Origin of the sequence: Kitasatospora sp. NBC_00039 (assembly GCF_045160625.1) — a bacterium.
Classification (GTDB): Bacteria; Actinomycetota; Actinomycetes; order Streptomycetales; family Streptomycetaceae; genus Kitasatospora.
Genome location: NZ_CP108289.1, coordinates 3,137,139 through 3,159,661, shown reverse-complemented (window position 1 = coordinate 3,159,661; position 22,523 = coordinate 3,137,139). Strand labels below are relative to the sequence as shown.

17 protein-coding genes and 1 pseudogene are annotated in these 22,523 nt (G+C 71.6%); 13 read left to right on the top strand and 5 right to left on the bottom strand.

Features of this window, described 5'->3' with window-relative positions; genetic code table 11:
- Positions 1-30: 30 nt before the first annotated feature.
- On the top strand, positions 31-1,131 hold the full coding sequence (rlmN, locus tag OG286_RS13950; protein WP_396325956.1) for a 23S rRNA (adenine(2503)-C(2))-methyltransferase RlmN: 1,101 nt from the start codon (positions 31-33) through the stop codon (positions 1,129-1,131).
- Positions 1,132-1,199: 68 nt separating this feature from the next.
- Here the strand turns inward: rlmN and OG286_RS13945 are convergent, their stop codons facing one another.
- From OG286_RS13945 to OG286_RS13930, 4 genes are all read right to left on the bottom strand, one after another.
- Entirely contained in the window at positions 1,200-2,351 is a 1,152-nt protein-coding gene (locus tag OG286_RS13945) for a hypothetical protein (RefSeq protein WP_396325957.1), read from the bottom strand.
- Positions 2,352-2,378: 27 nt separating this feature from the next.
- Positions 2,379-3,164 carry an ABC transporter ATP-binding protein gene (locus OG286_RS13940; RefSeq protein ID WP_396325958.1) on the bottom strand — a complete coding sequence of 262 codons (786 nt, stop codon included), beginning with the start codon at positions 3,162-3,164 and terminating at the stop codon, positions 2,379-2,381.
- A 308-nt stretch (positions 3,165-3,472) separates the two neighbouring features.
- Positions 3,473-4,867, bottom strand: coding sequence for an aspartate aminotransferase family protein (locus OG286_RS13935; protein WP_396325959.1), 1,395 nt, complete (start codon positions 4,865-4,867; stop codon positions 3,473-3,475).
- Positions 4,864-5,337 carry an Lrp/AsnC family transcriptional regulator gene (locus OG286_RS13930; RefSeq protein WP_030243538.1) on the bottom strand — a complete coding sequence of 158 codons (474 nt, stop codon included), beginning with the start codon at positions 5,335-5,337 and terminating at the stop codon, positions 4,864-4,866. The genes OG286_RS13935 and OG286_RS13930 overlap by 4 nt, the downstream gene beginning before the upstream one ends.
- Before the next feature lie 251 nt (positions 5,338-5,588).
- On the opposite strand from OG286_RS13930, the gene OG286_RS13925 reads away from it, so the two are divergent.
- The 3 genes from OG286_RS13925 to OG286_RS13915 all read left to right on the top strand — a co-directional run bounded on the left by OG286_RS13925 (position 5,589) and on the right by OG286_RS13915 (position 9,902).
- Positions 5,589-7,082 (top strand): gamma-aminobutyraldehyde dehydrogenase, encoded by a 1,494-nt coding sequence (locus OG286_RS13925; RefSeq protein ID WP_396325960.1) that lies wholly within the window; start codon positions 5,589-5,591, stop codon positions 7,080-7,082.
- 194 nt (positions 7,083-7,276) lie between these two features.
- Entirely contained in the window at positions 7,277-8,635 is a 1,359-nt protein-coding gene (locus OG286_RS13920) for an aspartate aminotransferase family protein (protein ID WP_396325961.1), read from the top strand.
- A gap of 67 nt (positions 8,636-8,702) precedes the next feature.
- A complete protein-coding gene (locus OG286_RS13915; RefSeq protein ID WP_396325962.1) occupies positions 8,703-9,902 on the top strand; it encodes a spermidine/putrescine ABC transporter substrate-binding protein in 1,200 nt (399 codons plus the stop codon).
- Between the two features lie 87 nt (positions 9,903-9,989).
- Here the strand turns inward: OG286_RS13915 and OG286_RS13910 are convergent, their stop codons facing one another.
- Positions 9,990-11,642, bottom strand: a complete 1,653-nt coding sequence (locus OG286_RS13910; RefSeq protein WP_396325963.1) for a PucR family transcriptional regulator — start codon at positions 11,640-11,642, stop codon at positions 9,990-9,992.
- 444 nt (positions 11,643-12,086) lie between these two features.
- On the opposite strand from OG286_RS13910, the gene OG286_RS13905 reads away from it, so the two are divergent.
- From OG286_RS13905 to OG286_RS13865, 9 genes and pseudogenes are all read left to right on the top strand, one after another.
- Positions 12,087-13,598 carry a gamma-aminobutyraldehyde dehydrogenase gene (locus OG286_RS13905; RefSeq protein ID WP_396325964.1) on the top strand — a complete coding sequence of 504 codons (1,512 nt, stop codon included), beginning with the start codon at positions 12,087-12,089 and terminating at the stop codon, positions 13,596-13,598.
- A gap of 55 nt (positions 13,599-13,653) precedes the next feature.
- Positions 13,654-14,907 (top strand): PotD/PotF family extracellular solute-binding protein, encoded by a 1,254-nt coding sequence (locus tag OG286_RS13900; protein ID WP_396325965.1) that lies wholly within the window; start codon positions 13,654-13,656, stop codon positions 14,905-14,907.
- Between the two features lie 41 nt (positions 14,908-14,948).
- Positions 14,949-16,091, top strand: coding sequence for an ABC transporter ATP-binding protein (locus tag OG286_RS13895; RefSeq protein WP_396325966.1), 1,143 nt, complete (start codon positions 14,949-14,951; stop codon positions 16,089-16,091).
- A complete protein-coding gene (locus OG286_RS13890) occupies positions 16,088-17,032 on the top strand; it encodes an ABC transporter permease (RefSeq protein ID WP_396325967.1) in 945 nt (314 codons plus the stop codon). Before OG286_RS13895 ends, OG286_RS13890 begins: the two co-directional genes overlap by 4 nt.
- Positions 17,032-17,835: an ABC transporter permease gene (locus OG286_RS13885; protein WP_396325968.1), complete on the top strand. Its 804-nt coding sequence runs from the start codon at positions 17,032-17,034 to the stop codon at positions 17,833-17,835. Before OG286_RS13890 ends, OG286_RS13885 begins: the two co-directional genes overlap by 1 nt.
- A 78-nt stretch (positions 17,836-17,913) precedes the next feature.
- A complete protein-coding gene (locus tag OG286_RS13880) occupies positions 17,914-19,308 on the top strand; it encodes an NAD(P)/FAD-dependent oxidoreductase (protein ID WP_396325969.1) in 1,395 nt (464 codons plus the stop codon).
- Positions 19,309-19,460: 152 nt separating this feature from the next.
- A pseudogene (locus tag OG286_RS13875) lies at positions 19,461-19,899 on the top strand (hypothetical protein).
- Between the two features lie 86 nt (positions 19,900-19,985).
- Entirely contained in the window at positions 19,986-20,768 is a 783-nt protein-coding gene (locus OG286_RS13870) for a hypothetical protein (protein ID WP_396325970.1), read from the top strand.
- Between the two features lie 209 nt (positions 20,769-20,977).
- Positions 20,978-22,501 (top strand): CoA-acylating methylmalonate-semialdehyde dehydrogenase, encoded by a 1,524-nt coding sequence (locus OG286_RS13865; RefSeq protein WP_396325971.1) that lies wholly within the window; start codon positions 20,978-20,980, stop codon positions 22,499-22,501.
- Positions 22,502-22,523 lie beyond the last annotated feature (22 nt).

Here is a 22,523-nt window from a genome sequence, read left to right as displayed (position 1 = left end):
CCCCGCGGCGTCTGCGACACTGGATGAACCATGCCTAAGCCCGGAGAACTGACCTTTGTCGCGCCGCGTGGCGCCAAGCCCCCGCGACACCTCGCCGACCTGAGCCCCGCCGAGCGCAAGGAGGCCGTCGCCGAGCTGGGCGAGCAGCCGTTCCGCGCGAAGCAGCTCTCCAACCACTACTTCGGCCGGATGTCGAACGACCCGGCGGCCTGGACGGACATCCCCGCCGCCAGCCGGGAGAAGCTCACCGAGAGCCTGCTGCCCGAGCTGATGTCGGTCGTCCGCCACGTCTCGTGCGACGACGACACCACCCGCAAGACGCTCTGGAAGCTGTTCGACGGCACGCTGGTCGAGTCGGTGCTGATGCGTTACCCGGACCGGGTCACGATGTGCATCAGCTCGCAGGCCGGCTGCGGCATGAACTGCCCCTTCTGCGCGACCGGCCAGGCCGGGCTGACCCGTAACCTCTCCACCGCGGAGATCGTCGAGCAGATCGCCGCCGGGATGCGCGCGCTCAAGGCCGGCGAGATCCCGGGCGGCGAGGCGCGCCTGTCCAACGTGGTCTTCATGGGCATGGGCGAGCCGCTGGCCAACTACAACCGGGTGCTGGCCTCGATCCGCCGCCTCACCGACCCGGCGCCGGACGGCTTCGGCCTCTCCCAGCGCGGCATCACCGTCTCCACCGTCGGCCTCGTCCCGGCCATGAACCGGCTCGCCGACGAGGGTCTGTCCTGCCGGCTCGCGCTGTCGCTGCACGCCCCGGACGACGAGCTGCGTGACGAGCTGGTGCCGGTGAACACCCGGTGGAAGGTGGCCGAGGTGCTCGACGCGGCGTGGAACTACGCGGAGAAGTCCGGCCGCCGGATCTCCATCGAGTACGCGCTGATCAAGGACATCAACGACCAGGCGTGGCGGGCGGACCTGCTCGGGCGGCTGATCAAGAACCACCGGGTGCACGTCAACCTGATCCCGCTGAACCCGACTCCGGGCTCCAAGTGGACGGCCTCCCGGCCCGAGGACGAGCGCGAGTTCGTCCGCCGGCTCCAGTCCCACGGTGTGCCGACGACCGTCCGGGACACCCGAGGCCAGGAGATCGACGGCGCCTGCGGCCAGCTCGCCGCGGCGGGCTGACGAGGCCCGGCCGGCCGCGGCGCCCCGGGGGCCGGCAGCAGCCGACCGGCAAAGCCCGGAGCGGCAGCTCAGCGCAGCCCGGCGGCCGCCAGGACGGCGGTGAGCCCGCCGGTGACCAGCAGGACGGTGCCGGCCGCCAGCGTCCGCAGTGCCACCGCCCCGGCCAGCAGCCGGGGTGAGGCACCGAGCCGCAGCAGGGCGTCGGCGACGTCCTGGCGGGCGGTGCGCAGCTCGGCCAGCCGGGCCGCCACGGCGGCCGCCGTGCAGCCGAGCACCAGGCCGGCCTCGATCGCCGGCAGGGCGTCGGCGCTGTCGGGCGTGCCGATCCAGTAGCGGATGGTGGTGAGCACCAGTGCGAGCGCCAGGGCGAGCACGGCCAGCGGGGGCCCGAGCCGGCGGGCCTGCGCGGTCAGGCCCCGCCCGGCCAACAGCCGCAGCGGGGTCGGCCGACCGAGCGAGAGCAGCCGGCCGGCCCAGGAGAGCAGCGGACCGGTCAGCAGGGCGAGGCCGAGGGCGCTCGCGGCCCAGCCGCCGAGGGCGGCGGTGCTGGTGGTGCCGAGTCCGGCCGGCAGGTGGATCGGGCGGCCGTCGACGGCGGCGCCGGGCCGCAGGGCGATCAGCTCCAGTGCGAGGCCGATCACGGCCAGGCCGACCGGCAGTGCGATCCGCGCCGGGCCGAAGCCGGTCCGGACCGGCCGCGGACGGCCGGGCAGGGTCTCGGCGAGCGGCACCGCGCCTGCAGCGGCGATCCCGGCGGTGAGCGGTACCAGGGCGAGCAGGGTGACCGGCGCGGCGGCCGGCAGCTTCACCCCCATGCCGAGGTCGGCGGCGAGCGAGGGCCCGGCGATGTCGTTGCGCAGGACCAGGAAGATCAGCAGGGTCAGTACGGAGCCGAGGGTGCAGGCGAGTGCGACCTCGCCGGCGATCAGGGCCCGGATCCGGGCCGAACCGGCCCCGGCGGCGGTGAGGCCGGTGATCCGCTCGGGCCGTTGGGCGGGCACCGCGCGGGCGGCCACGGCGGCGAACCAGGCGACCGCGGCCAGTGGGGGCAGGCACCAGAGCAGGCGGGCGACGGTGTCGCCGCCGCCCTGCGGGTCGCTCATCGCCCGGCCGAGGGCCCGCAGCAGGAAGGCGGCGACGACCGCGCCGGCCACTGCGGTGAGCAGCCAGCGGCCGAGGTCGGTCACCCGGTAGCCCCGGGCCAGACGGAGATAGAACACGTCGACTCTTTCAGCGGCGGGGCGGCGTCAGCGGCGCGTGGCCGATACGGCGGACGCCCCTGTGGCTCCCGGTGCGGCGGTGGTCCCGGCCGTCCCGGTGGATCCGGCGGTGGTGCGCGGGACGGGTGCGGCGGGTGCGGCCAGCCGTCCGTCGACGAGGGCGACGGCGCGGTCCGCGAACCGGACGAGCTCGGGGTCGTGGGTGGCCAGGACGAGGGTGAGCTGGTGCGAGCGGGCCGCGCTGGTCAGTATCCGCAGGACCTGGTCGGCGGCCTCGCGGTGGAGCGGGGCGGTCGGGTCGTCGGCGAAGACCACCGGGGGCAGCGGGGCGAGCGCCCGGGCGACGGCGATCCGCTGGCGCTGGCTCTGGATCAGCCGGTCGGGCCGGATCCGGGCGATGTCGCCGACGTCGAGGCGTTCCAGCCACTCGTCGGCGGCGGTGTACGCGGCCTTGTTGCCGGCGCCGGCCAGCAGCAGCGGCAGGGCGACGTTCTCCCGGGCGGTCAGCTCGGGCACCAGGTGCGGTTCGGAGCCGACGAAGCCGAAGCGGTCGCGGCGCAGCCGTTCGCGGCCGGCCCGGCCGAGGGTGTGGACGGGGGCGCTGTTGAACCAGACCTCGCCCTCGTCGACCGGGAGGAGGGCGGAGAGGCAGCCGAGCAGCGTGCTCTTTCCGGAGCCGCGCGGGCCGGTGACGGCCAGTACCTCGCCCTCCCGGACGCCGAGCGAGATACCGCGGAGGGCGGGGGTGCCGTGATGGGACTTGGCGATCCCCCGGGCCCACAGCACGTCGTTGTCAGGCGGGGCCGCTGACATGAGGTTCCATCCTGGGTGGCTGCAGGGATATGACAGTCGTCAGATTAGAACGATCGGGCCGTGGTGCGGTTGCGGCGCACTGGCCCATCAGGGGCAAATCACCCGTAATCAGGCGTGTTTGGTTCGTCTTCGATAAGGGATCCCGGCGGAAAACGTGCGGGAGCCCGCCGGAAATGGACGGCTGGCTGGTGGAAGTGGGACGGCCGCACGCTGGAACTGGGTGACCGCTGCGCTGGAAACACCGAAGGGCGGCCCCGCGGGGAGCGGGGCCGCCCTTCGGCGGAGGGTGAGGAAGAAAGATCAGGTCGTCAGATCTTCGCCCACGCGTCGGTGAGGCTGACCCGCAGGATCTGCTCGATCTCGTCGAAGGTCGACTGGTCGGAGATCAGCGGCGGCGCCAGCTGGATGACCGGGTCGCCACGGTCATCGGCGCGGCAGTACAGGCCGTTGTCGAAGAGCGCCTTCGACAGGAAGCCGTAGAGCACGCGCTCGACCTCGTCGTCGTTGAACGACTCCTTGGTGACCTTGTCCTTCACGAGCTCGATGCCGTAGAAGTACCCGTTGCCGCGGACGTCGCCGACGATCGGCAGGTCGCGCAGCTTGTTCAGGGTGCCGAGGAAGTTCGCCTCGTTGTCCAGCACACGCTGGTTCAGGCCCTCGCGCTCGAAGATGTCGAGGTTGGCCAGCGCCACCGCGGAGGAGACCGGGTGGCCACCGAAGGTGTAGCCGTGCAGGAAGGTGTTGTCACCCTTGTAGAACGGCTCGGCCAGGCGGTCCGAGATGATCGTGGCGCCGATCGGGGAGTAGCCCGAGGTCATGCCCTTGGCGCAGGTGATCATGTCGGGCTGGTAGCCGAACTTGTCGGCGCCGAACATGGTGCCCAGGCGGCCGAAGGCGCAGATGACCTCGTCCGAGACCAGCAGCACGTCGTGGCGGTCGCAGATCTCGCGCAGGCGCTGGAAGTACCCGGGCGGCGGCGGGAAGCAGCCACCGGCGTTCTGCACCGGCTCGACGAAGACGGCGGCGACGGTCTCGGCGCCCTCGTTGAGGATGGCCACCTCGATCTCGTCGGCGCACCAGCGGCCGTAGGCCTCGGGGTCGACCGTGCCGTCGGGGCTCTCAAGGAAGGCCGGGGCGCGGTAGATGTTGGTGTTCGGGGCCTTGTGGGTGCCCGGCACCAGCGGCTCGAACGGGGCCTTCAGGCCCGGCAGGCCGGTGATCGACAGGGCGCCCTGGGGGGTGCCGTGGTAGGCGACGGCGCGCGAGATGACCTTGTACTTGGTCGGCTTGCCGGTCAGCTTGAAGTACTGCTTGGCGAGCTTCCAGGCGGTCTCCACGGCCTCGCCACCACCGGTGGAGAAGAAGACCTTGTTCAGGTCGCCCGGGGCGTAGTTGGCCAGGCGCTCGGCCAGCTCGACGGCCTTCGGGTGGGCGTAGCTCCACACCGGGAAGAAGGCGAGCTCCTTGGCCTGCTTGGCAGCGGCCTCGGCCAGCTCCTCGCGGCCGTGGCCGGCCTGGACGACGAACAGGCCGGCGAGGCCGTCGAGGTACTTGCGTCCCTTGTCGTCCCAGACGTAGGTGCCTTCGCCCTTGACGATCGTCGGCACGGGGGAGTTCTCGTACGACGACATGCGGGTGAAGTGCATCCACAGGTGGTCGTAGGCGGTCTTGGAAAGGTCCTTCTGCGCCGGGTCGGCTGTCATCGGGTGCCCCAGGTGTAGGTCTGTTTCCGGAGCTTCAGGTAAACGAAGCTCTCGGTGCTCCGCACGCCGGGAAGCGCGCGGATGCGCTTGTTGATCAGTTCGAGCAGGTGCTCGTCGTCCTCGCAGACCAGTTCGGCCAGGAGATCGAACGAGCCTGCGGTGCAGACGACGTAGTCGACCTCGTCGAGGGCGGCCAGCGCGTCGGCGACGGGCTCGATGTCGCCCTCCACCCGGATTCCGACCATCGCCTGGCGGGTGAAGCCGACGGTGAGCGGGTCCGTGACGGCGACGATCTGCATCACGCCCTGGTCGAGCAGCTTCTGGACGCGCTGCCGTACGGCTGCCTCGGACAGGCCGACGGCCTTGCCGATGGCGGCGTACGGGCGGCGCCCGTCCTCCTGGAGCTGCTCGATGATCGCCTTGGAGGCGGCGTCGAGGGGAACGCTGGCGTTCCGGTCGCGGTTGGCCACGCCGCAACTGTGCCTGATCGTTCCTGCGTTCGCAAGCGCGGTAGCTGCTGATTTCGTCGTGATCTTGGAAATCCCATGCGGATTTCATCGTGATATCCGAGTTGGCCTGTCGATAACCGCAGTCGTGCGGCTACCCTGGCCCGGTACGCGCGCAGCTTCGCAGCGCAGCGGGCGTACCCCCAACCAGTGGACGGCGCCGCTTCCGGCCCGGCCACTCGGCACCCTTCGTCCGGCGGACCCGCCGACGTACCATGGCGCCGGAATCTGCAACGCCGCAGGCCCAGACCGAGGAGAGACCCGTGAGCGACCTTCGCACGCTGCGCAACTACATCAACGGTGAGTTCGTCGATGCGGCGGACGGCCGCACGCTCGACATCGTGGACCCCACCACCGGCGAGGTCTACGCGACGTCCCCGCTCTCGAGCGCCTCCGACGTCGATGCCGCCATGGCCTCCGCCGCCGCGGCCTTCCCGGTCTGGCGCGACGCCACCCCGAGCACCCGGCAGAAGCTGCTCCTCAAGATCGCGGACGCGGTCGAGGCGCGTGCCGACGAGATCGTCGACGTCGAGGTGCGCAACACCGGCAAGCCCCGCGCGCTGACCCTCTCCGAGGAGATCGGCCCGATGGTGGACCAGATCCGCTTCTTCGCCGGCGCCGCGCGCCTGCTGGAGGGCAAGGCCGCCGGTGAGTACATGGACGGGATGACCTCGATCATCCGCCGCGAGCCGGTCGGCGTCTGCGCCCAGGTCGCGCCGTGGAACTACCCGATGATGATGGCCGTCTGGAAGTTCGCCCCGGCCATCGCCGCCGGCAACACCGTCGTGCTGAAGCCCTCCGACACCACCCCGGCCTCCACCGTGCTGCTCGCCGAGATCATCGGCGGCGTGCTCAAGGAGCTGGACCTGCCGGCCGGCGTCTTCAACGTGATCTGCGGCGACCGCGAGACCGGCAAGGCCATGGTCGAGCACCCCACCCCGGCGATGGCCTCCATCACCGGCTCGGTGCGCGCCGGCATCTCGGTCGCCGAGTCCGCCTCCAAGGACGTCAAGCGCGTCCACCTGGAGCTGGGCGGCAAGGCCCCGGTCGTGGTCTTCCAGGACGCCGACATCGCCGAGGCGGTCGAGGGCATCTCGGTGGCCGGCTTCTTCAACGCGGGCCAGGACTGCACCGCCGCCACCCGCGTGCTGGTGCACGAGTCGATCCACGACGCCTTCGTCGAGGCGCTGGCCAAGGCCGCGGCCGAGACCAAGACCGGTGGCGTGGACGACGAGGACGTGCTCTACGGCCCGCTGAACAACGCCAACCAGCTGCAGCAGGTCACCGGCTTCATCGAGCGCCTGCCCGCGCACGCCAAGGTCGAGGCCGGTGGCCACCGGGTCGGCGACAAGGGTTACTTCTACGCCCCGACCGTCGTCTCCGGCCTGAACCAGGACGACGAGATCATCCAGAACGAGGTCTTCGGCCCGGTCATCACCGTGCAGAAGTTCTCCGACGAGGACCAGGCCGTCGACTACGCCAACGGCGTGGAGTACGCGCTGGCCTCCTCGGTGTGGACCAAGGACCACGCGCGGGCGATGCGGATGTCGCGCCGGCTGGACTTCGGCTGCGTCTGGATCAACACCCACATCCCGCTGGTCGCCGAGATGCCGCACGGTGGCTTCAAGAAGTCCGGCTACGGCAAGGACCTCTCCTCCTACGGCTTCGAGGACTACACCCGCGTGAAGCACGTCATGACGGCGATCTGAACGGGATCCGCACGGCGGTCCGAGCCGCGTTCTGAGTCGCGCGCCGAGCCGCGTTCTGAGTGATCGTGTGATCTGACAATGGGCCCGGGTCTCTGTGACCCGGGCCCTGTGTCTTGTCACCCTGTCGGCCGTTCGCGTGACCGCCTGACAAGATGAAGCTGCATTTCATGGCCGTGACTCCCTAGCCTTGCCGCATGAGCATCCCCACCGCTGACTCAGCTGCCGGCCAGGCCGTCAAGGCCGCCGACCGCGCGCACGTCTTCCACTCGTGGTCCGCCCAGGCACTGATCGACCCCCTCGCGGTGGCCGGTGCCGAGGGCTCCTACTTCTGGGACTACGAGGGCAACCGCTACCTGGACTTCTCCTCACAGCTGGTGAACACCAACATCGGGCACCAGCACCCGAAGGTGGTCGCGGCGATCCAGGAGCAGGCCGCGAAGCTCTGCACCATCGCGCCCGGCTTCGCCGTCGAGGCCCGCAGTGAGGCGGCGCGGCTGATCGCCGAGCGCACCCCCGGTGACCTGGACAAGATCTTCTTCACCAACGGTGGCGCCGAGGCCGTCGAGAACGCCATCCGGATGGCCCGGCTGCACACCGGCCGGCAGAAGATCATGTCGACCTACCGCTCGTACCACGGCGCCACTGCCAACGCGATCGCCCTCACCGGTGACCCGCGCCGCTGGGCCAACGAGACCGGCGTCTCCGGTGTGGTCCATTTCTGGGGCCCGTACGCCTACCGCTCCCCGTTCCACGCCGAGAACGAGGCGCAGGAGTGCGAGCGCGCGCTGCAGCACCTGGAGGAGATGATCGCCTTCGAGGGCCCGGGCACCGTCGCGGCGATCGTCCTGGAGACGGTGGTCGGCACCGCCGGGATCCTGATCCCGCCGCAGGGCTACCTGGCCGGGGTGCGGGAGATCTGCGACCGGTACGGGATCGTCTTCATCCTGGACGAGGTGATGGCCGGGTTCGGCCGCACCGGCGCCTGGTTCGCCGCCGATCACTGGGACGTCACGCCGGACCTCATGACCTTCGCCAAGGGCGTCAACTCGGGCTACGTCCCGCTGGGCGGCGTGGCCATCAACGCCGAGATCGCCGCGACCTTCGCCGAGCGGCCGTTCCCCGGCGGGCTCACCTACTCCGGCCACCCGCTGGCCTGCGCCTCGGCCGTCGCGACCATCAACGTGATGGCGGAGGAGGGCATCGTCGAGAACGCGAAGCACATCGGCGAGAACGTGCTCGGCCCCGGCCTGCGCGAGCTGGCCGAGCGCCACCCCTCGATCGGCGAGGTGCGCGGCCTCGGCGTGTTCTGGGCGCTGGACCTGGTCAGGGACCGCCCCACCCGCGAGCCGCTGGTGCCGTACAACGCCGCCGGCGCGGCCAACGCGCCGATGGCCGAGCTGGCTGCGGCCTGCAAGCAGCGCGGGCTCTGGCCGTTCGTCAACATGAACCGGTTCCACGTCGTCCCGCCGTGCACCGTCACCGAGGAGGAGGCCAAGGCCGGCCTCGCGGTGCTCGACGAGGTGCTGTCGCTCACCGACGCACACACTGTCTGACCTACCGACAGGACGGCCCCGGGTTGCCCGTGCGCCCGGGGCCGTCCCATGCCCCGGAGGCCCCACCATGTCCAGCACCACCCTCACCCGCCGCCCGGCCGCGCGCCGCCGGCCGACCCGCCGCAGCGTGCTCGGCACCGCCGGGCTGCTCGGCCTCGGCACGCTGACCGGCTGCGGCATCCCGTCCGCGTACGTCGCCGAGGACCGCCGCTCCGCCCCCGACCGCTCGGAGCGCGAGCAGCGGCTGGCCTTCTCCAACTGGACGCAGTACATCGACACCGACGACGAGGGCGGGCGCCCCACCCTCGACGCGTTCACCGAGCGGACCGGGATCAAGGTCACCTACACCGAGGACATCAACGACAACGACGAGTTCTTCGGCAAGATCGGCCCGGTGCTCACCCAGGGCACCGACCCCGGCCGCGACCTGATGGTGGTCAGCGACTGGATGGCCGGGCGGTACGTCTCGCTCGGCTGGGTGCAGACCATGGACCGGGCCAACCTGCCCAACGTCACCGCCCAGTTGGACCCGCAGCTGGCCAGCCCGGCGTTCGACCCCGGGCGCCGGCGCAGCGTGCCGTGGCAGTCCGGGATCACCGGCATCGCCTACAACCGCAAGGAGCTCGGCCGGGAGATCAAGTCCACCGCGGACCTCTGGGCGCCCGACCTCAAGGGCCGGGTCACCCTGTTCGCCGGGTTGGACGAGGCGCTCGGGCTGCTGATGCTCGCGCACGGCGCCGACCTCGCGGCCTTCACCGAGGACGACGCGCACCGGGCGATGGACGTGGTGCAGAAGATGGTCGACGCCCGGCACATCCGCCGCTTCACCGGCAACGACTACACCAGCGAGCTGGCCTCCGGCGCCGCGCTGGCCTGCCAGGCGTACTCCGGCGACGCCGTCCAACTCACCGCCGAGAACCCGGACATCGCGTTCGTGGTGCCGGAGGAGGGCGGCGAACTCTGGGCGGAGAGCCTGCTGATCCCCAACCGGGCCGGGCACAAGCGGAACGCCGAGCTGCTGATCGACAACTACTACCGGCCCGAGGTGGCCGCCGAACTGGCCGCCGCCGTGCAGTACATCTGCCCGGTGCCGGCCGCCCGCGAGGTGCTGGCGGCCAGCGGGGACAAGGAGAAGGCCGAGCTGGCGGAGCACCCGCTGGTCTTCCCGACCGAGGAGATGCGGGCCCGGCTGCGCACCATGCGCGACGTCACCTCGGCCGAGCGGCCCGGTCTGCACAAGGTCTGGGGGCGCATCACCGGGGTCTGACCCTCGGCGACGCCTCACCGGGGTCTGACCCTCGGCGACGCCTCACCGGGGTCCGGCCCCCGGCGACGCCTCATCTGGGTCCGGCCCTCACCTGCGTACCGCGTCCAGGGCGAGCAGCGCGACGTGCAGGGAGAGGCAGGACTCCACCTGGTCGAGGTCGACGCCGAGGATCCGCTCGACCTTGTGCAGCCGGTCGTAGAAGGACGGCCGGGACAGGTGCGCGGCGTCGGCCGCCGCGGACTTGTTCCGGCCCTGCTCCAGGTAGATCCGCAGCATCTGCACCAACTGGGCGTTGTGCTCGGCGTCGTAGGCGAGCAGCGGGCCCAGCTCCCGCTCCACGTAGGTCTGCAGCCGGGCGTCGTCGCGCAGCAGGTGCAGCAGGCCGCGCAGCCGGACGTCGGGCAGCCGGTAGTAGGCGGCGGCCCGGCCGCCGGGGGCGTCGTGCAGGGCGGCGTCGGCGACCTGGGTGGCCTCCAGCAGGGTGCGGCGGGCGTCGCGGACGGAGCCGACCGAGGAGCCGACGGCGACCACCGGGGCCGGGGCGGGCGCGGCGTCCCGGTGGGCCTCCGCGTTCAGCCGGCGCAGCGCCGCGGCGAAGGCGTCCAGCGCGGCGTGCTCGTCCTGCTGGGTGCCGAGCGCGATCAGGACGCCCACGCCCTCGTCGTCCAGCGCGCCGACCAGGGCGGAGAGCCGGCAGACGCGGACGGCGCTCGCCGCCAGCTCGGTGAAGTCGCGCAGCCGGGCCTGCGCCTCCAGCGCGGCCGGGATCGGCCCGCGGCGCTGGCGCAGCACCACGCCGACCAGCCGCCGGCCGTCCAGCGGCACGCCGAGCGCCTGGGCGCGCAGTGCCACCTCGGAGACGGTCAGCGCGTGGGTCAGGATGCCGGAGAGCAGGGTGCGGTGGGTCTGCCGCTCCAGGCTCTCCCGGTCGCGGACCACCAGCCGGTTGAGCGCCAGCGCGGAGGCCCCGCGCTCCAGCAGCATGGTGTGCGGGTGGGTGCCGCCCTCCGGCAGCGGCCCCGGGTCCTGCACCAGGACGAGCCGGCCCCAGTCCTGGCCGCGCGCTCCGACGGTGGTCACCAGCCAGCCGCTGCGCGGGTCGTGGCCGGTCCGCCCGGCCGGGCGGACCCCGCGCGAGCGGCGCTCCCAGTCCTCCAGCAGCTCGGTCTCGGGCCGGCCGGCGGTGTCGTGCGCGAGCACCTGGTGGGCGAGGTTCTCCAGGACGACGGGCCCGCCGGCCATCCGGGCCACCTGGCGGACCACCTCGGCCGGTTCGGCGCCCTCCACCACCAGCTCGTTGAAGACCTGGTGGACTGCCTCGGAGATGCGCAGCTGCTCCAGCTGGGCGTTGACCACCAGGGCGTGCACGGCCTCGGTGACGGCGACGAAGCGCAGCTCGCGGCGGAGTGCGATCAGTGGCAGGCCGCGCTGCTCGGCGGCGTGCACCAGGGCGCGCGGCAGTGAGTCGAAGTACCGTCTTCCGAACTCGATGACCAGTCCGGCCACCCCGACCTCGTCCAGCTCGCGCACGTACTGCGCCAGGCCCTCGCGGTGCTCGGGCAGGGCGATGCCGGTGGTCAGCACCAGTTCGCCGCCCTGGAGCACGCCGGCGACGTCGGGCAGTTCGCTGACGTGGACCCAGCGGACCGGGCGCTCAAGATGGCCGGCGCCGGCGACGACCTGGGGGAGGCCGCGCCGCATCACCTCCAGGTCGAGCACACGGGCGACGGTGGGGAGCATCGCGGGCCTCCAGGGTTCAGAGTGTCAGGTAAATCATCCCTCGCGGCGACGATCTGTTGCCCTGCCCGAACCCTTCCACCCTGTAAGGCCCTTTGCGCCGCGCTTGTCGCAGTGACCCTTGTCACGCGCAGGCGGCACCGGGCATGGTCAGCGGGTCGGCTGTGGCGAAACACGACATCACCGCCGGAATCCGTCGCGTAACCAGAAAGCAACAGCGGAATCCCTTGTCGAGGTAACGCAGTGCTGTCAGGATCGCGCTCCTCGGTGATCAACCGGACCGGATTCCCCCGTACCCGGGGCGCGGCGACTCGACCAGTCGTACGACGCCGGTACGGGCCCCGTGCCCGCCGGCACGGGCAGCATGACGGGGGATCAGCCGATCGGCAGGCCGTACGGGCAGTCGACGCGCAGGCCGCCGAACCACCGGGCACTTGGAGGAACCAGATGGACCTGACCGACTTCGGGGCAGGCGCGCAGTACATCGCGGGCCGGCAGAGCCGGGGGAGCGGCGAGCCCTTCCAGGTCGTCAACCCGGCCGACGGCAGCGTCGTCGAGAAGGTCGCCCTGGCCTCCACCGAGCAGGTCGACGCCGCCGTGGCCGCCGCCCGGGCCGCGCTGCCCGAGTGGGCCGGCGCCACCCCGGGCGCCCGATCCGAGGCGCTGACCCGGCTGGCCGCCGTCCTCACCGACGCCGCCGCCGACCTCGCCGCGGTGGAGACCGCGCAGACCGGCAAGCCGGTCAAGCTCGCCACCGAGTTCGACGTCCCCGGCACCATCGACAACACCGCCTTCTTCGCCGGGGCCGCCCGCAGCCTGGAGGGCAAGGCGGCCGGCGAGTACTCCGGCGACCACACCTCGTACGTGCGGCGCGAGCCGATCGGCGTGGTCGGTTCGATCTCGCCGTGGAACTACCCGCTGCAGATGGCCGCCTGGAAGATCCTCCCGGCCATCGCGGCGGGCAACACCATCGTCCTCAAGCCGGCCGAGCTGACCCCGCTGACCTCGCTGATGTTCGCCCGGGCCTGCACCGCGGCCGGCATCCCGGACGGCGTGGTCAACGTCGTCACCGGCGCGGGGCGCACCGCGGGCGAGCACCTGGTCTCCCACCCGGACGTCGCGATGGTCTCCTTCACCGGCTCCACCCCGGTCGGCCGGCGGGTCGCCGAACTCGCCACCGCGAGCGTCAAGCGCACCCACCTGGAGCTCGGCGGCAAGGCCCCGTTCGTGGTCTTCGACGACGCGGACCTGGACGCCGCCGTACACGGCGCGGTCGCCGCCTCCCTGATCAACGGCGGCCAGGACTGCACCGCCGCGACCCGCGCCTATGTGCAGCGCCCGCTCTACGAGGCCTTCGTGGCCGGCGTCGCCGAGCTGTACGGCGCGATCCGCCTCGGCGACCCGCTGAACCCGCGGACCGACCTGGGCCCGCTGGTCTCCTTCACCCACCGCGACCGGGTGGCCGGCTTCGTCGAGCGCGCCCGCTCGTACGCGACCGTGGTGACCGGCGGCCACGCCCCCGCGAAGGGCCACGACGGCACCGACCTCACCCGCGGCGCCTACTACGCGCCCACCCTGGTCACCGGCGCCGCCCAGGACAGCGAGATCGTCCAGGGCGAGATCTTCGGCCCGGTGCTGGTCGTGCTGCCCTTCGACGGCGACGACGAGGGCCTGCGACTCGCCAACGACACCCCGTACGGCCTGGCCGCCTCGGCCTGGACCAGCAACATCCACCGCTCGCTGCGGGCCACCCGGGAGATCGCGGCCGGCTGCGTCTGGGTCAACGACCACATCCCGATCATCAGCGAGATGCCGCACGGCGGCTACAAGTCCTCCGGCTACGGCAAGGACATGTCGCAGTACTCGCTGGACGAGTACACCCAGGTCAAGCACGTCATGTTCGACACCACCGCGGTCGCCCGCAAGGACTGGCACCGCACCGTCTTCGGAGACAGATAACCCTCAGTCAGGGGCGCCCCCCACCGCCCCGACCTCTCCCCAGGAGGCCCGTTCCATGGCGTTCAACGAGCTCACCGACGGTCTGTCGGAACCGGTCCGCAAGGCCTGGGAACGCAGTCTGACCAGCGGCCGGGCCGCCCTCAGCCGGCGGACCGTGCTGCGCGCCGCCGCCCTCACCGCCGGCGCGGGCAGCCTGGCGGCCTGCGGCATCCCGCCCGCGAAGACCGCCGCAACCGGTGACTCCACCGCGAACGCCGCCAAGGACCTCTCGGACAGCGAGAAGGAGGTGAACTTCTCCAACTGGCCGCTCTACGTCGACACCGACGAGGTGGACAAGGAGAAGCACGGCACGCTGGAGGCCTTCACCGCCGCGACCGGGATCAAGGTCAGGTACACCGAGGACGTCAACGACAACGTCGAGTTCTTCGGCAAGGTCAAGCCGCAGCTCGCGGCCGGCCAGGACACCGGCCGGGACCTGATGGTGCTCACCGACTGGATGGCCGCCCGGCTGATCCGGCTCGGCTGGGCGCAGAAGCTCGACCCGGCCAACGTCACCACCGCCATCACCACCATCGAGTCCCGCTTCCGCGCTCCCGACTGGGACCCGGGCCGGCTCTACAGCTACCCGTGGGCCGGCATCCAGACGGTGGTCGCCTACAACAGGAAGGCCACCAAGGGGAAGGAGGTCACCAGCATCGCGCAGCTGCTGGAGGACCCGGACCTCAAGGGCCGGGTCACCTTCCTCTCCGAGATGCGCGACACCGTCGGGATGACCCTGCTGGACATGGGCAAGGACCCGGCGAAGTTCACCGCGGACGACTACGACGCGGCGATCGCCCGGTTGCAGAAGGCCGTGGACAACAAGCAGATCCGCCGCTTCACCGGCAACGACTACGGCCAGGAACTCTCCTCCGGCGACATCGCGGCCTGCGTCGCCTGGGGCGGCGACCTGATCCAGTTGCGGGCCGACAACCCGGACATCGAGTTCGTGATCCCGGAGAAGGGCTTCGTCACCGCGACGGACAACATGCTCGTCCCGGCCAAGGCACAGCACAAGGCCAACGCCGAGAAGCTGATCGACTTCTACTATCAGCCCAAGATCGCGGCGCAGCTGGTCGCGGGCATCGGGTACGTCTCCGCCGTCACCGGGATGCAGGAGGAACTGGCCACCCTCGCCCCGGACAGCGCGGCCAACCCGCTGGTCGTCCCCACCCCCGAGATGTCGGCCAAGGCGCACGTCTTCCGGACCCTCACCGAGACCGAGGAGAGCGGCTTCGAGGAGAAGTTCTCCAAGCTCATCGGCGCCTGACCCCCACTGACGGCAGAGAAACCAGAGAGACACCACCACCCATGACAGAGCAGCAGCGCTCGGCGGCCACCGGCGGCGACATCCGCCTCACCGGCATCGGCAAGACCTACGGCTCCTTCACCGCCGTCCACCCGCTCGACCTGACCGTCCCGCAGGGCTCCTTCTTCGCCCTGCTCGGCGCCTCCGGCTGCGGCAAGACCACCACCCTGCGGATGATCGCCGGACTGGAGGAGCCCACCAGCGGCACCGTCCTGATCGGCGGCCAGGACGTCACCGCCCTCCCCCCGTACAAGCGGCCGGTGAACACCGTCTTCCAGAGCTACGCGCTCTTCCCGCACCTCGACATCTTCGAGAACGTCGCCTTCGGCCTGCGCCGGCGCGGCCGCAAGGACGTCAAGAAGCAGGTCGACGAGATGCTGGAACTGGTCGAACTCGGCCAGTACGCCCGGCGCAAGCCGCACCAGCTGTCCGGCGGCCAGCAGCAGCGGGTCGCCGTCGCCCGCGCGCTGATCAACCACCCGCAGGTGCTGCTCCTGGACGAGCCGCTCGGCGCCCTCGACCTCAAGCTCCGCCGCCAGATGCAGCTGGAGCTCAAGCGGATCCAGACCGAGGTCGGCATCACCTTCGTCCACGTCACCCACGACCAGGAGGAGGCCATGACCATGGCCGACACCATCGCGGTGATGAACGGCGGCCGGGTCGAACAACTCGGCGCGCCCGCCGACCTCTACGAGAACCCCGCCACCACCTTCGTGGCCAACTTCCTCGGCCAGTCCAACCTGCTGCCCGCCGAGGTCACCGGCAGCGAGGGCGACGACCTGCTGCTCACCGCCGGCGGCATCCGGCTCGCCGTCCCGAAGGCCCGCTGCGCCACCGACGCGAAGAAGGTCCACCTCGGCGTGCGGCCGGAGAAGATCACCATCGAGCACACCTCCGCCGAGGTCGCCGAGGGCCGCAACCGGCTGGCCGGCACCGTGGTCGACTCCAGCTTCATCGGCGTCTCCACCCAGTACCTGGTGCGCACCGACGGCGGCCAGGAGGTCACCGTCTTCGAGCAGAACATGGAGCGCGACGCCCGGATCGTCCCCGGCGCACCGGTCGTCCTGCACTGGAACCCGGCGCACTCCTTCGCCCTGGACGCCGCGCAGGCGATCGACGCGGGCACCGGGGAGGAGGCGGCATGACCACCACCACCCCGGCGGCACCGCCGCAGGCGATACCACCCGACGGCGGCCCGCTCCCCGGAGCCGCTCCGAAGCAGAAGCGCCGGCTCACCCCGTACTGGCTGCTGCTGCCCGGCATCGCCTGGCTGGTCGTCTTCTTCGCGGTGCCGATGGTCTACCAGGGCTCCACCTCCCTGCAGACCGGCTCGCTGGAGGACGGGTTCCGCGTCACCTGGCACTTCGCCACCTACTGGGACGCCCTGGTCGAGTACCGCTGGCACTTCGTCCGCTCGTTCGGCTACGCCGCCACCGCGACCGTGATGTGCCTGGCCATCGGCTACCCGCTCGCGTACACGATCGCCTTCAAGGCGAGCAAGCGCTGGCGCAACGTCATCCTGATCCTGGTGATCGCGCCGTTCTTCACCAGCTTCCTGATCCGCACGCTGGCCTGGAAGACGATCCTCTCGGACGGCGGCCCGGTGGTCGGCGTGCTCAACACGCTGCACGTCCTGGACGTCACCAGCGCGATCGGCCTCACCTCCGGCGACCGGGTGCTGGCCACACCGCTCGCCGTGGTCTGCGGCCTCACCTACAACTTCCTGCCGTTCATGATCCTTCCGCTGTACACCTCGCTGGAGCGGATCGACCCGCGCCTGCACGAGGCGGCCGGCGACCTCTACGCCCGCCCGTTCACGACCTTCCGCAAGGTGACGTTCCCGATCTCGCTGCCCGGCGTGGTGGCGGGCACGCTGCTCACCTTCATCCCGGCGTCCGGCGACTACATCAACGCCCAGCTGCTGGGCTCGCCGAGCGAGCAGATGGTCGGCAACGGCATCCAGAAGCAGTTCCTGAACGTGCTCGACTACCCCACGGCGGCCGCGCTGAGCTTCATCCTGATGGCCCTGATCCTGGGCATGGTGACGGTCTACATGCGCAAGGCCGGGACGGAGGAACTGGTCTGATGTCCCGAGTGTTCACATGGATCCGCGCCCACCTGGTGGTGCTGGCCGGCCTGCTGGCCCTGGCCTACCTGGTGCTGCCCAACCTGGTGGTCCTCGCCTTCTCGTTCAACAAGCCGGTCGGCAAGTTCAACTACGAGTGGTCCGAGTTCTCCACCGACGCCTGGACCGACCCCTGCGGCGTCGCCGACATGTGCCAGTCGCTCTCGCTGAGCCTCCAGGTCGCGGTGCTCGCCACCATCGGCGCCACCGTCCTCGGCACCATGGTCGCCTTCGCGCTGGCCCGCTACCGCTTCCGAGGCCGCTCCGCCACCACCGCGATGATCTTCCTGCCGATGGCCATGCCCGAGGTGGTGATGGCCGCCTCGCTCGGCACCCTCTTCCTCAACATGCGCATCCCGTTCGGCTTCACCACCATCCTCATCGCGCACATCATGTTCTGCCTCAGCTTCGTGGTGACAGCGGTCAAGGCGCGCGTGATGAGCATGGACCCGAGGCTCGAACAGGCCGCCCAGGACCTCTACGCCACCCCCGTCCAGACCTTCCTGAGGGTCACCCTGCCGCTCGCCGCCCCCGGCATCGCCGCCGGCGCGCTGCTCAGCTTCGCGCTCTCCTTCGACGACTTCATCATCACCCAGTTCAACTCGGGCCCGACCACGGTCACCTTCCCGATGTTCGTCTGGGGAGCCTCGCAGCGGGGCATCCCGGTGCAGGTGAACGTCATCGGCACCGCGATGTTCATCGCCGCCGTCGGGCTCACCGTGGCCGGCCAGTGGCTCGGCAACCGCCGCAAGGCCACGGCCTGACCGCCCGGGCCGCCTCCCGGGCATACCGTCGGGAGGCGGCCCCACCACCATCGATGTGCAGAAAGTGGCTGATAATGCATGGACTCCGCCCGCGCACTCAGTGACGCCAGGCCCACCCCCTTCTGGCTGGAGGACCCGGGCCGGCCGGAGGCGCTGTCCGCCCTGGTCGGCGACGTCAAGTGCGACCTGCTGGTCGTCGGCGGCGGCTACTCCGGCCTCTGGACCGCGCTCGTCGCCAAGGAACGCGACCCCTCGCTCGACGTCGTCCTGGTCGAGGGCAACGAGGTGGGATGGGCCGCGTCCGGACGCAACGGCGGATTCTGCGCGGCCAGCCTGACCCACGGCTTCGGCAACGGCCTCCAGCGCTGGCCCGGCGAACTCGCCCAGCTGGAACGCCTCGGCGCGGCCAACCTGGACGGCATCGAGGCCACCCTCAAGCGGTACGGCATCGACGCCGAGTGGGAGCGCACCGGCGAGATCGACGTCGCCACCCAGCCCCACCAGGTCGAGGAACTGCACGAGATTGCCGAGGCCGTCGCCGAGTACGGCCTCGACGTCACCGTCCTCGACGCCGACGCGCTGCGCGCCGAGGTCGACTCGCCGACCTTCCTCGGCGGGATCTGGGACAAGGAGGGCGTGGCGATGGTCCACCCCGCCAAGCTCGCCTGGGGCCTCAAGGACGCCTGCCTGGGCCAGGGCGTGCGGATCTTCGAGCACACCCGGGCCCTCGGCCTGCGCGAGTACGGCAGCGGCATGGCCGTCCGCACCCCGTACGGGCGGGTCTTCGCCCGCCGCGTCGCGCTCGGCACCAACGTGTTCCCGTCCCTGGTCAAGCGGGTCCGCCCATACGTCGTACCGGTGTACGACTACGCGCTGATGACCGAGCCGCTCAACGCCGAGCAGCTCGCCGCGATCGGCTGGCGCGGCCGCCAGGGGCTCGGCGACAGCGCCAACAAGTTCCACTACTTCCGGCTCTCCGCGGACAACCGGATCCTGTGGGGCGGCTACGACGCGGTCTACCACTACGGCGGGCGCGTCCGGCACGAGTACGACCAGCGGCCGGAGACCTTCCGGACCCTGGCCCACAACTTCTTCCGCTGCTTCCCCCAGCTGGAGGGGCTGCGCTTCACCCATGCCTGGGGCGGCGCGATCGACACCTGCAGCCGGTTCTCGGCGTTCTTCGACACCGCCTACCGGGGCCGGGTCGCCTACGCGACCGGCTACACCGGGCTCGGCGTCGGCGCCACCCGGTTCGGCGCCGAGGTGATGCTCGACCTGCTGGAGGGCGCCCGGACGGAGCGCACCTCACTGGAGATGGTCCGCAGCAAGCCGCTGCCGTTCCCGCCCGAGCCGGTCCGCTGGGCCGGGATCGAGATCACCACCCGCTCGCTCGAGTACGCCGACCACCACGGCGGCCGGCGCAACCTCTGGCTGCGCACCCTCGACCGGATGGGGCTGGGCTTCGACAGCTGAGCCGTGGCTGAGCCGTTCGGATCACGTGATCCGGTACCTGTGTAAGAGAGACCCGCCGTCCGCCTCTTGTCGGTGACGGCGGGTCTCGGTTTCCCGCCGCGCCACGATGAGCAGCTACGACCGGTAGCGGGCTGAGAGACGGGGACAGGACCATGGAGAGCACCGGACTGCACTGGCTCGCCGAGGCGGCACCCGACCCGGAGGCCTTCCGGGAGCCGTGGGAACGCACCGGACTGGGCCTGATGCTGCTGCCCGCCGGCCGGCGCTGGGACGTCCTCTCGGTGCCGGGCCGGCTCGGCCGTCCCGTCCTCGACATCCTGGACGGCCGCTCCTGCGGTCCGGTCCTCACCGACTTCGGCGGCGAGAGCGTCGGCTTCCTCGTCCCCGTCGGCACCGCCGCCCGCTGGATCGGCACCGGTGTGCGCACCGCGGGAGACGGCACCTGGATCGTCGTCCCGCACCCCGCACCCCGCGCGGCGCAGCCGGGGCATGCGCTGGCTCGTCCCGCCCGATGGGTCCGGGCGGCTCAACGACCCGGTCGTGCTGGAACTCGCCCTGCACGAGGCCGCCGCCAGGCTCACCGTCCGGTGAGCGCAGTCCCGGGCCGGTAGCTCCCGGGGAGGAGGACGCCCGGCGCCGTGGGCGCGCCGGGCGGGCGGCCGCGTCAGACTGGACGTGTGACCACCGTCCCCGACGCCGTCGACGCGTCCCTCCGCCCCGGCCCGGCGCAGTTGCGGCTCGCCGAGCTGGCCCGGCCCGTCTGCGACCGGCTCGGACTCGCCCTCGCCGGCGGGCACGCCCTGCGCGCGCACGGGGTGCCGGCCGGCGCCCAGGACGGGCTCACCCTGGTGACCAGCGGCGGCACCGACCTGCCGCAGGCCGCCGCGGAGCTGGCCGCCGCCTACCGCGAGGCCGGTGGCGGGGTCGCCGAACGCCCCGGCACGCCGCGCCTGGAACAGCTCTCCGTCCGGCTGACGCTCGGCGGGCGGACGCACACGGTGGAGCTGCGCAAGGAGCCGCTGGCCCACCGCCCGGTCCGCCTGGACCTCGCCGCACCGGAGGCGCCCTTGCCGATGACCGCCGTCGCCCTGGAGGACGCGGCCGCGCTGACCACCGCACTGCTAGCCGACCGCGGTCTGCCGCGCGACCTGGTCGACGTGCACGCGCTGACCGCCTGCTACCGGGAGGGCGAGCTGCTCGCGCTGGCCGGCGCGCTGGACACGGACTTCCAGCCCACCGTCCTCGCCGACCGGCTGGAGACGCTGGCCGACGCCGCCGACGGGCGGTTCCGCGCCAGGGGCGTCGCAGGCAGCGCCGTCGACGGGCTGAAGCGGTGGGCGCTGGCCTGGGCACAGGACCTCCGGCTGGACCTGCTGGAGACACTGGAGGCCCCGGACGGGCTGCACGACCCGTATCTGGAGGACGTCGAGGAGGAGGCCGCGGAGGCGGAGGAGCGCTGAGCTTCGCCCGTTCGGCCCAGCCGGCCTACGACCTGTAAGGCTGAATCCCCGATGCCCGTCAGCCTGTTCGTTGAGGCCGGGCACGACGCCCACCAGACTGGGTGGTGAGCGCGGTAGCCCCGTGATCCCGTCGCCCGGCCCACTCGCGGGCGGCGCCAGACAAGGGACCGACGGCAGGACGCCGCCCGGGACTTCGGAGGCAGACGGACTTGAGCAAGCACATCATCCACTGGATCGGCGGCGCGCCGGTCGCCACCGCCGGCACCGCTCCCCGCCGCGGTGACATCTTCGACCCGGCCACCGGCCAGGTCGCGGGCCACGTCGACTTCGCGGAGATCGCCGAGGTCGACCAGGCGGTGGCCGCCGCCGCGTCGGCCTTCGCCGAGTGGCGCAACGCCTCGGTGGCCAAGCGCAGCACCGTCCTCTTCAGCTTCCGCGAGCTGCTCAACGCCCGCCGCGACGAGCTGGCCGCGATCATCGTCTCCGAGCACGGCAAGGTGCACTCCGACGCGCTCGGCGAGATCGCCCGCGGCCTGGAGGTCGTCGAGTTCGCCTGCGGCATCCCGCAGCTCCTCAAGGGCGGCTTCACCGAGCAGGCCTCCACCGGCATCGACGTCTACTCGATCCGACAGCCGCTCGGCCCGGTCGCGATCATCTCGCCGTTCAACTTCCCGGCCATGGTACCGATGTGGTTCTTCCCGATCGCCATCGCGGCCGGCAACACCGTCGTGGTGAAGCCCTCCGAGAAGGACCCGTCGGCGGCCAACTTCCTCGCCGAGCTGTGGAAGGAGGCCGGCCTGCCGGACGGCGTCTTCAACGTCGTGCACGGTGACAAGGTCGCCGTCGACCGTCTGCTGGAGCACCCCGACATCAAGTCGGTCAGCTTCGTCGGCTCCACCCCGATCGCCCGGTACGTCTACGAGACCGGCACCCGCTACGGCAAGCGTGTCCAGGCGCTCGGCGGCGCCAAGAACCACATGCTCGTCCTGCCCGACGCCGACCTCGACCTCAGCGCCGACGCCGCCATCAACGCCGGCTTCGGCGCGGCCGGCGAGCGCTGCATGGCCATCTCGGTCCTGGTCGCGGTCGACCCGATCGGCGACGAGCTGGTCGAGAAGATCAAGCAGAGGATGGCCGGCCTGAAGGTCGGTCCCGGCTGCAACGGCGAGTCCGAGATGGGCCCGCTGGTCACCGGCCAGCACCGGGACAAGGTCACCTCCTACGTGGAGTCCGGCGTCGCCGACGGCGCGGAGCTCGCGGTCGACGGCCGCAAGCACCCGATCACCGCCGAGGACCGCAACGGCGCCCCGACGGCGGACGGCTTCTGGCTCGGCCCCACGCTGTTCGACCACGTGAGGCCCGGCATGTCCGTCTACAACGACGAGATCTTCGGCCCGGTGCTGTCCGTCGTGCGCGTCGCCTCCTACGAGGAGGGCGTCGCCCTCATCAACGCCAACCCGTACGGCAACGGCACCGCCATCTTCACCAACGACGGCGGCGCGGCCCGGCGCTTCCAGTACGAGGTCGAGGTCGGCATGGTCGGCATCAACGTGCCGATCCCCGTCCCGGTCGCCTACTACTCCTTCGGCGGCTGGAAGGCCTCCCTGTTCGGCGACACCCACGCGTACGGCCCGGACGGCGTGCAGTTCTTCACCCGCGGCAAGGCCGTCACCCAGCGCTGGCTCGACCCCTCGCACGGCGGCATCAACCTCGGCTTCCCGACCAACAGCTGAGCCCGCTTCGCTGCGGCCGCCG

What these genes read in the sequence shown, in the direction of transcription:
- OG286_RS13905 (WP_396325964.1), top strand. Translation starts at nt 12,087, where the DNA reads ATGGACCTGACCGACTTCGGGGCAGGCGCGCAGTACATCGCGGGCCGG.
- OG286_RS13895 (WP_396325966.1), top strand. Translation starts at nt 14,949, where the DNA reads ATGACAGAGCAGCAGCGCTCGGCGGCCACCGGCGGCGACATCCGCCTC.
- OG286_RS13910 (WP_396325963.1), bottom strand. Translation starts at nt 11,642, where the DNA reads ATGCTCCCCACCGTCGCCCGTGTGCTCGACCTGGAGGTGATGCGGCGC.
- OG286_RS13935 (WP_396325959.1), bottom strand. Translation starts at nt 4,867, where the DNA reads ATGACAGCCGACCCGGCGCAGAAGGACCTTTCCAAGACCGCCTACGAC.
- OG286_RS13915 (WP_396325962.1), top strand. Translation starts at nt 8,703, where the DNA reads ATGTCCAGCACCACCCTCACCCGCCGCCCGGCCGCGCGCCGCCGGCCG.
- OG286_RS13940 (WP_396325958.1), bottom strand. Translation starts at nt 3,164, where the DNA reads ATGTCAGCGGCCCCGCCTGACAACGACGTGCTGTGGGCCCGGGGGATC.
- OG286_RS13885 (WP_396325968.1), top strand. Translation starts at nt 17,032, where the DNA reads ATGTCCCGAGTGTTCACATGGATCCGCGCCCACCTGGTGGTGCTGGCC.
- OG286_RS13880 (WP_396325969.1), top strand. Translation starts at nt 17,914, where the DNA reads ATGGACTCCGCCCGCGCACTCAGTGACGCCAGGCCCACCCCCTTCTGG.
- OG286_RS13900 (WP_396325965.1), top strand. Translation starts at nt 13,654, where the DNA reads ATGGCGTTCAACGAGCTCACCGACGGTCTGTCGGAACCGGTCCGCAAG.
- rlmN (WP_396325956.1), top strand. Translation starts at nt 31, where the DNA reads ATGCCTAAGCCCGGAGAACTGACCTTTGTCGCGCCGCGTGGCGCCAAG.
- OG286_RS13920 (WP_396325961.1), top strand. Translation starts at nt 7,277, where the DNA reads ATGAGCATCCCCACCGCTGACTCAGCTGCCGGCCAGGCCGTCAAGGCC.
- OG286_RS13890 (WP_396325967.1), top strand. Translation starts at nt 16,088, where the DNA reads ATGACCACCACCACCCCGGCGGCACCGCCGCAGGCGATACCACCCGAC.
- OG286_RS13925 (WP_396325960.1), top strand. Translation starts at nt 5,589, where the DNA reads ATGGCGCCGGAATCTGCAACGCCGCAGGCCCAGACCGAGGAGAGACCC.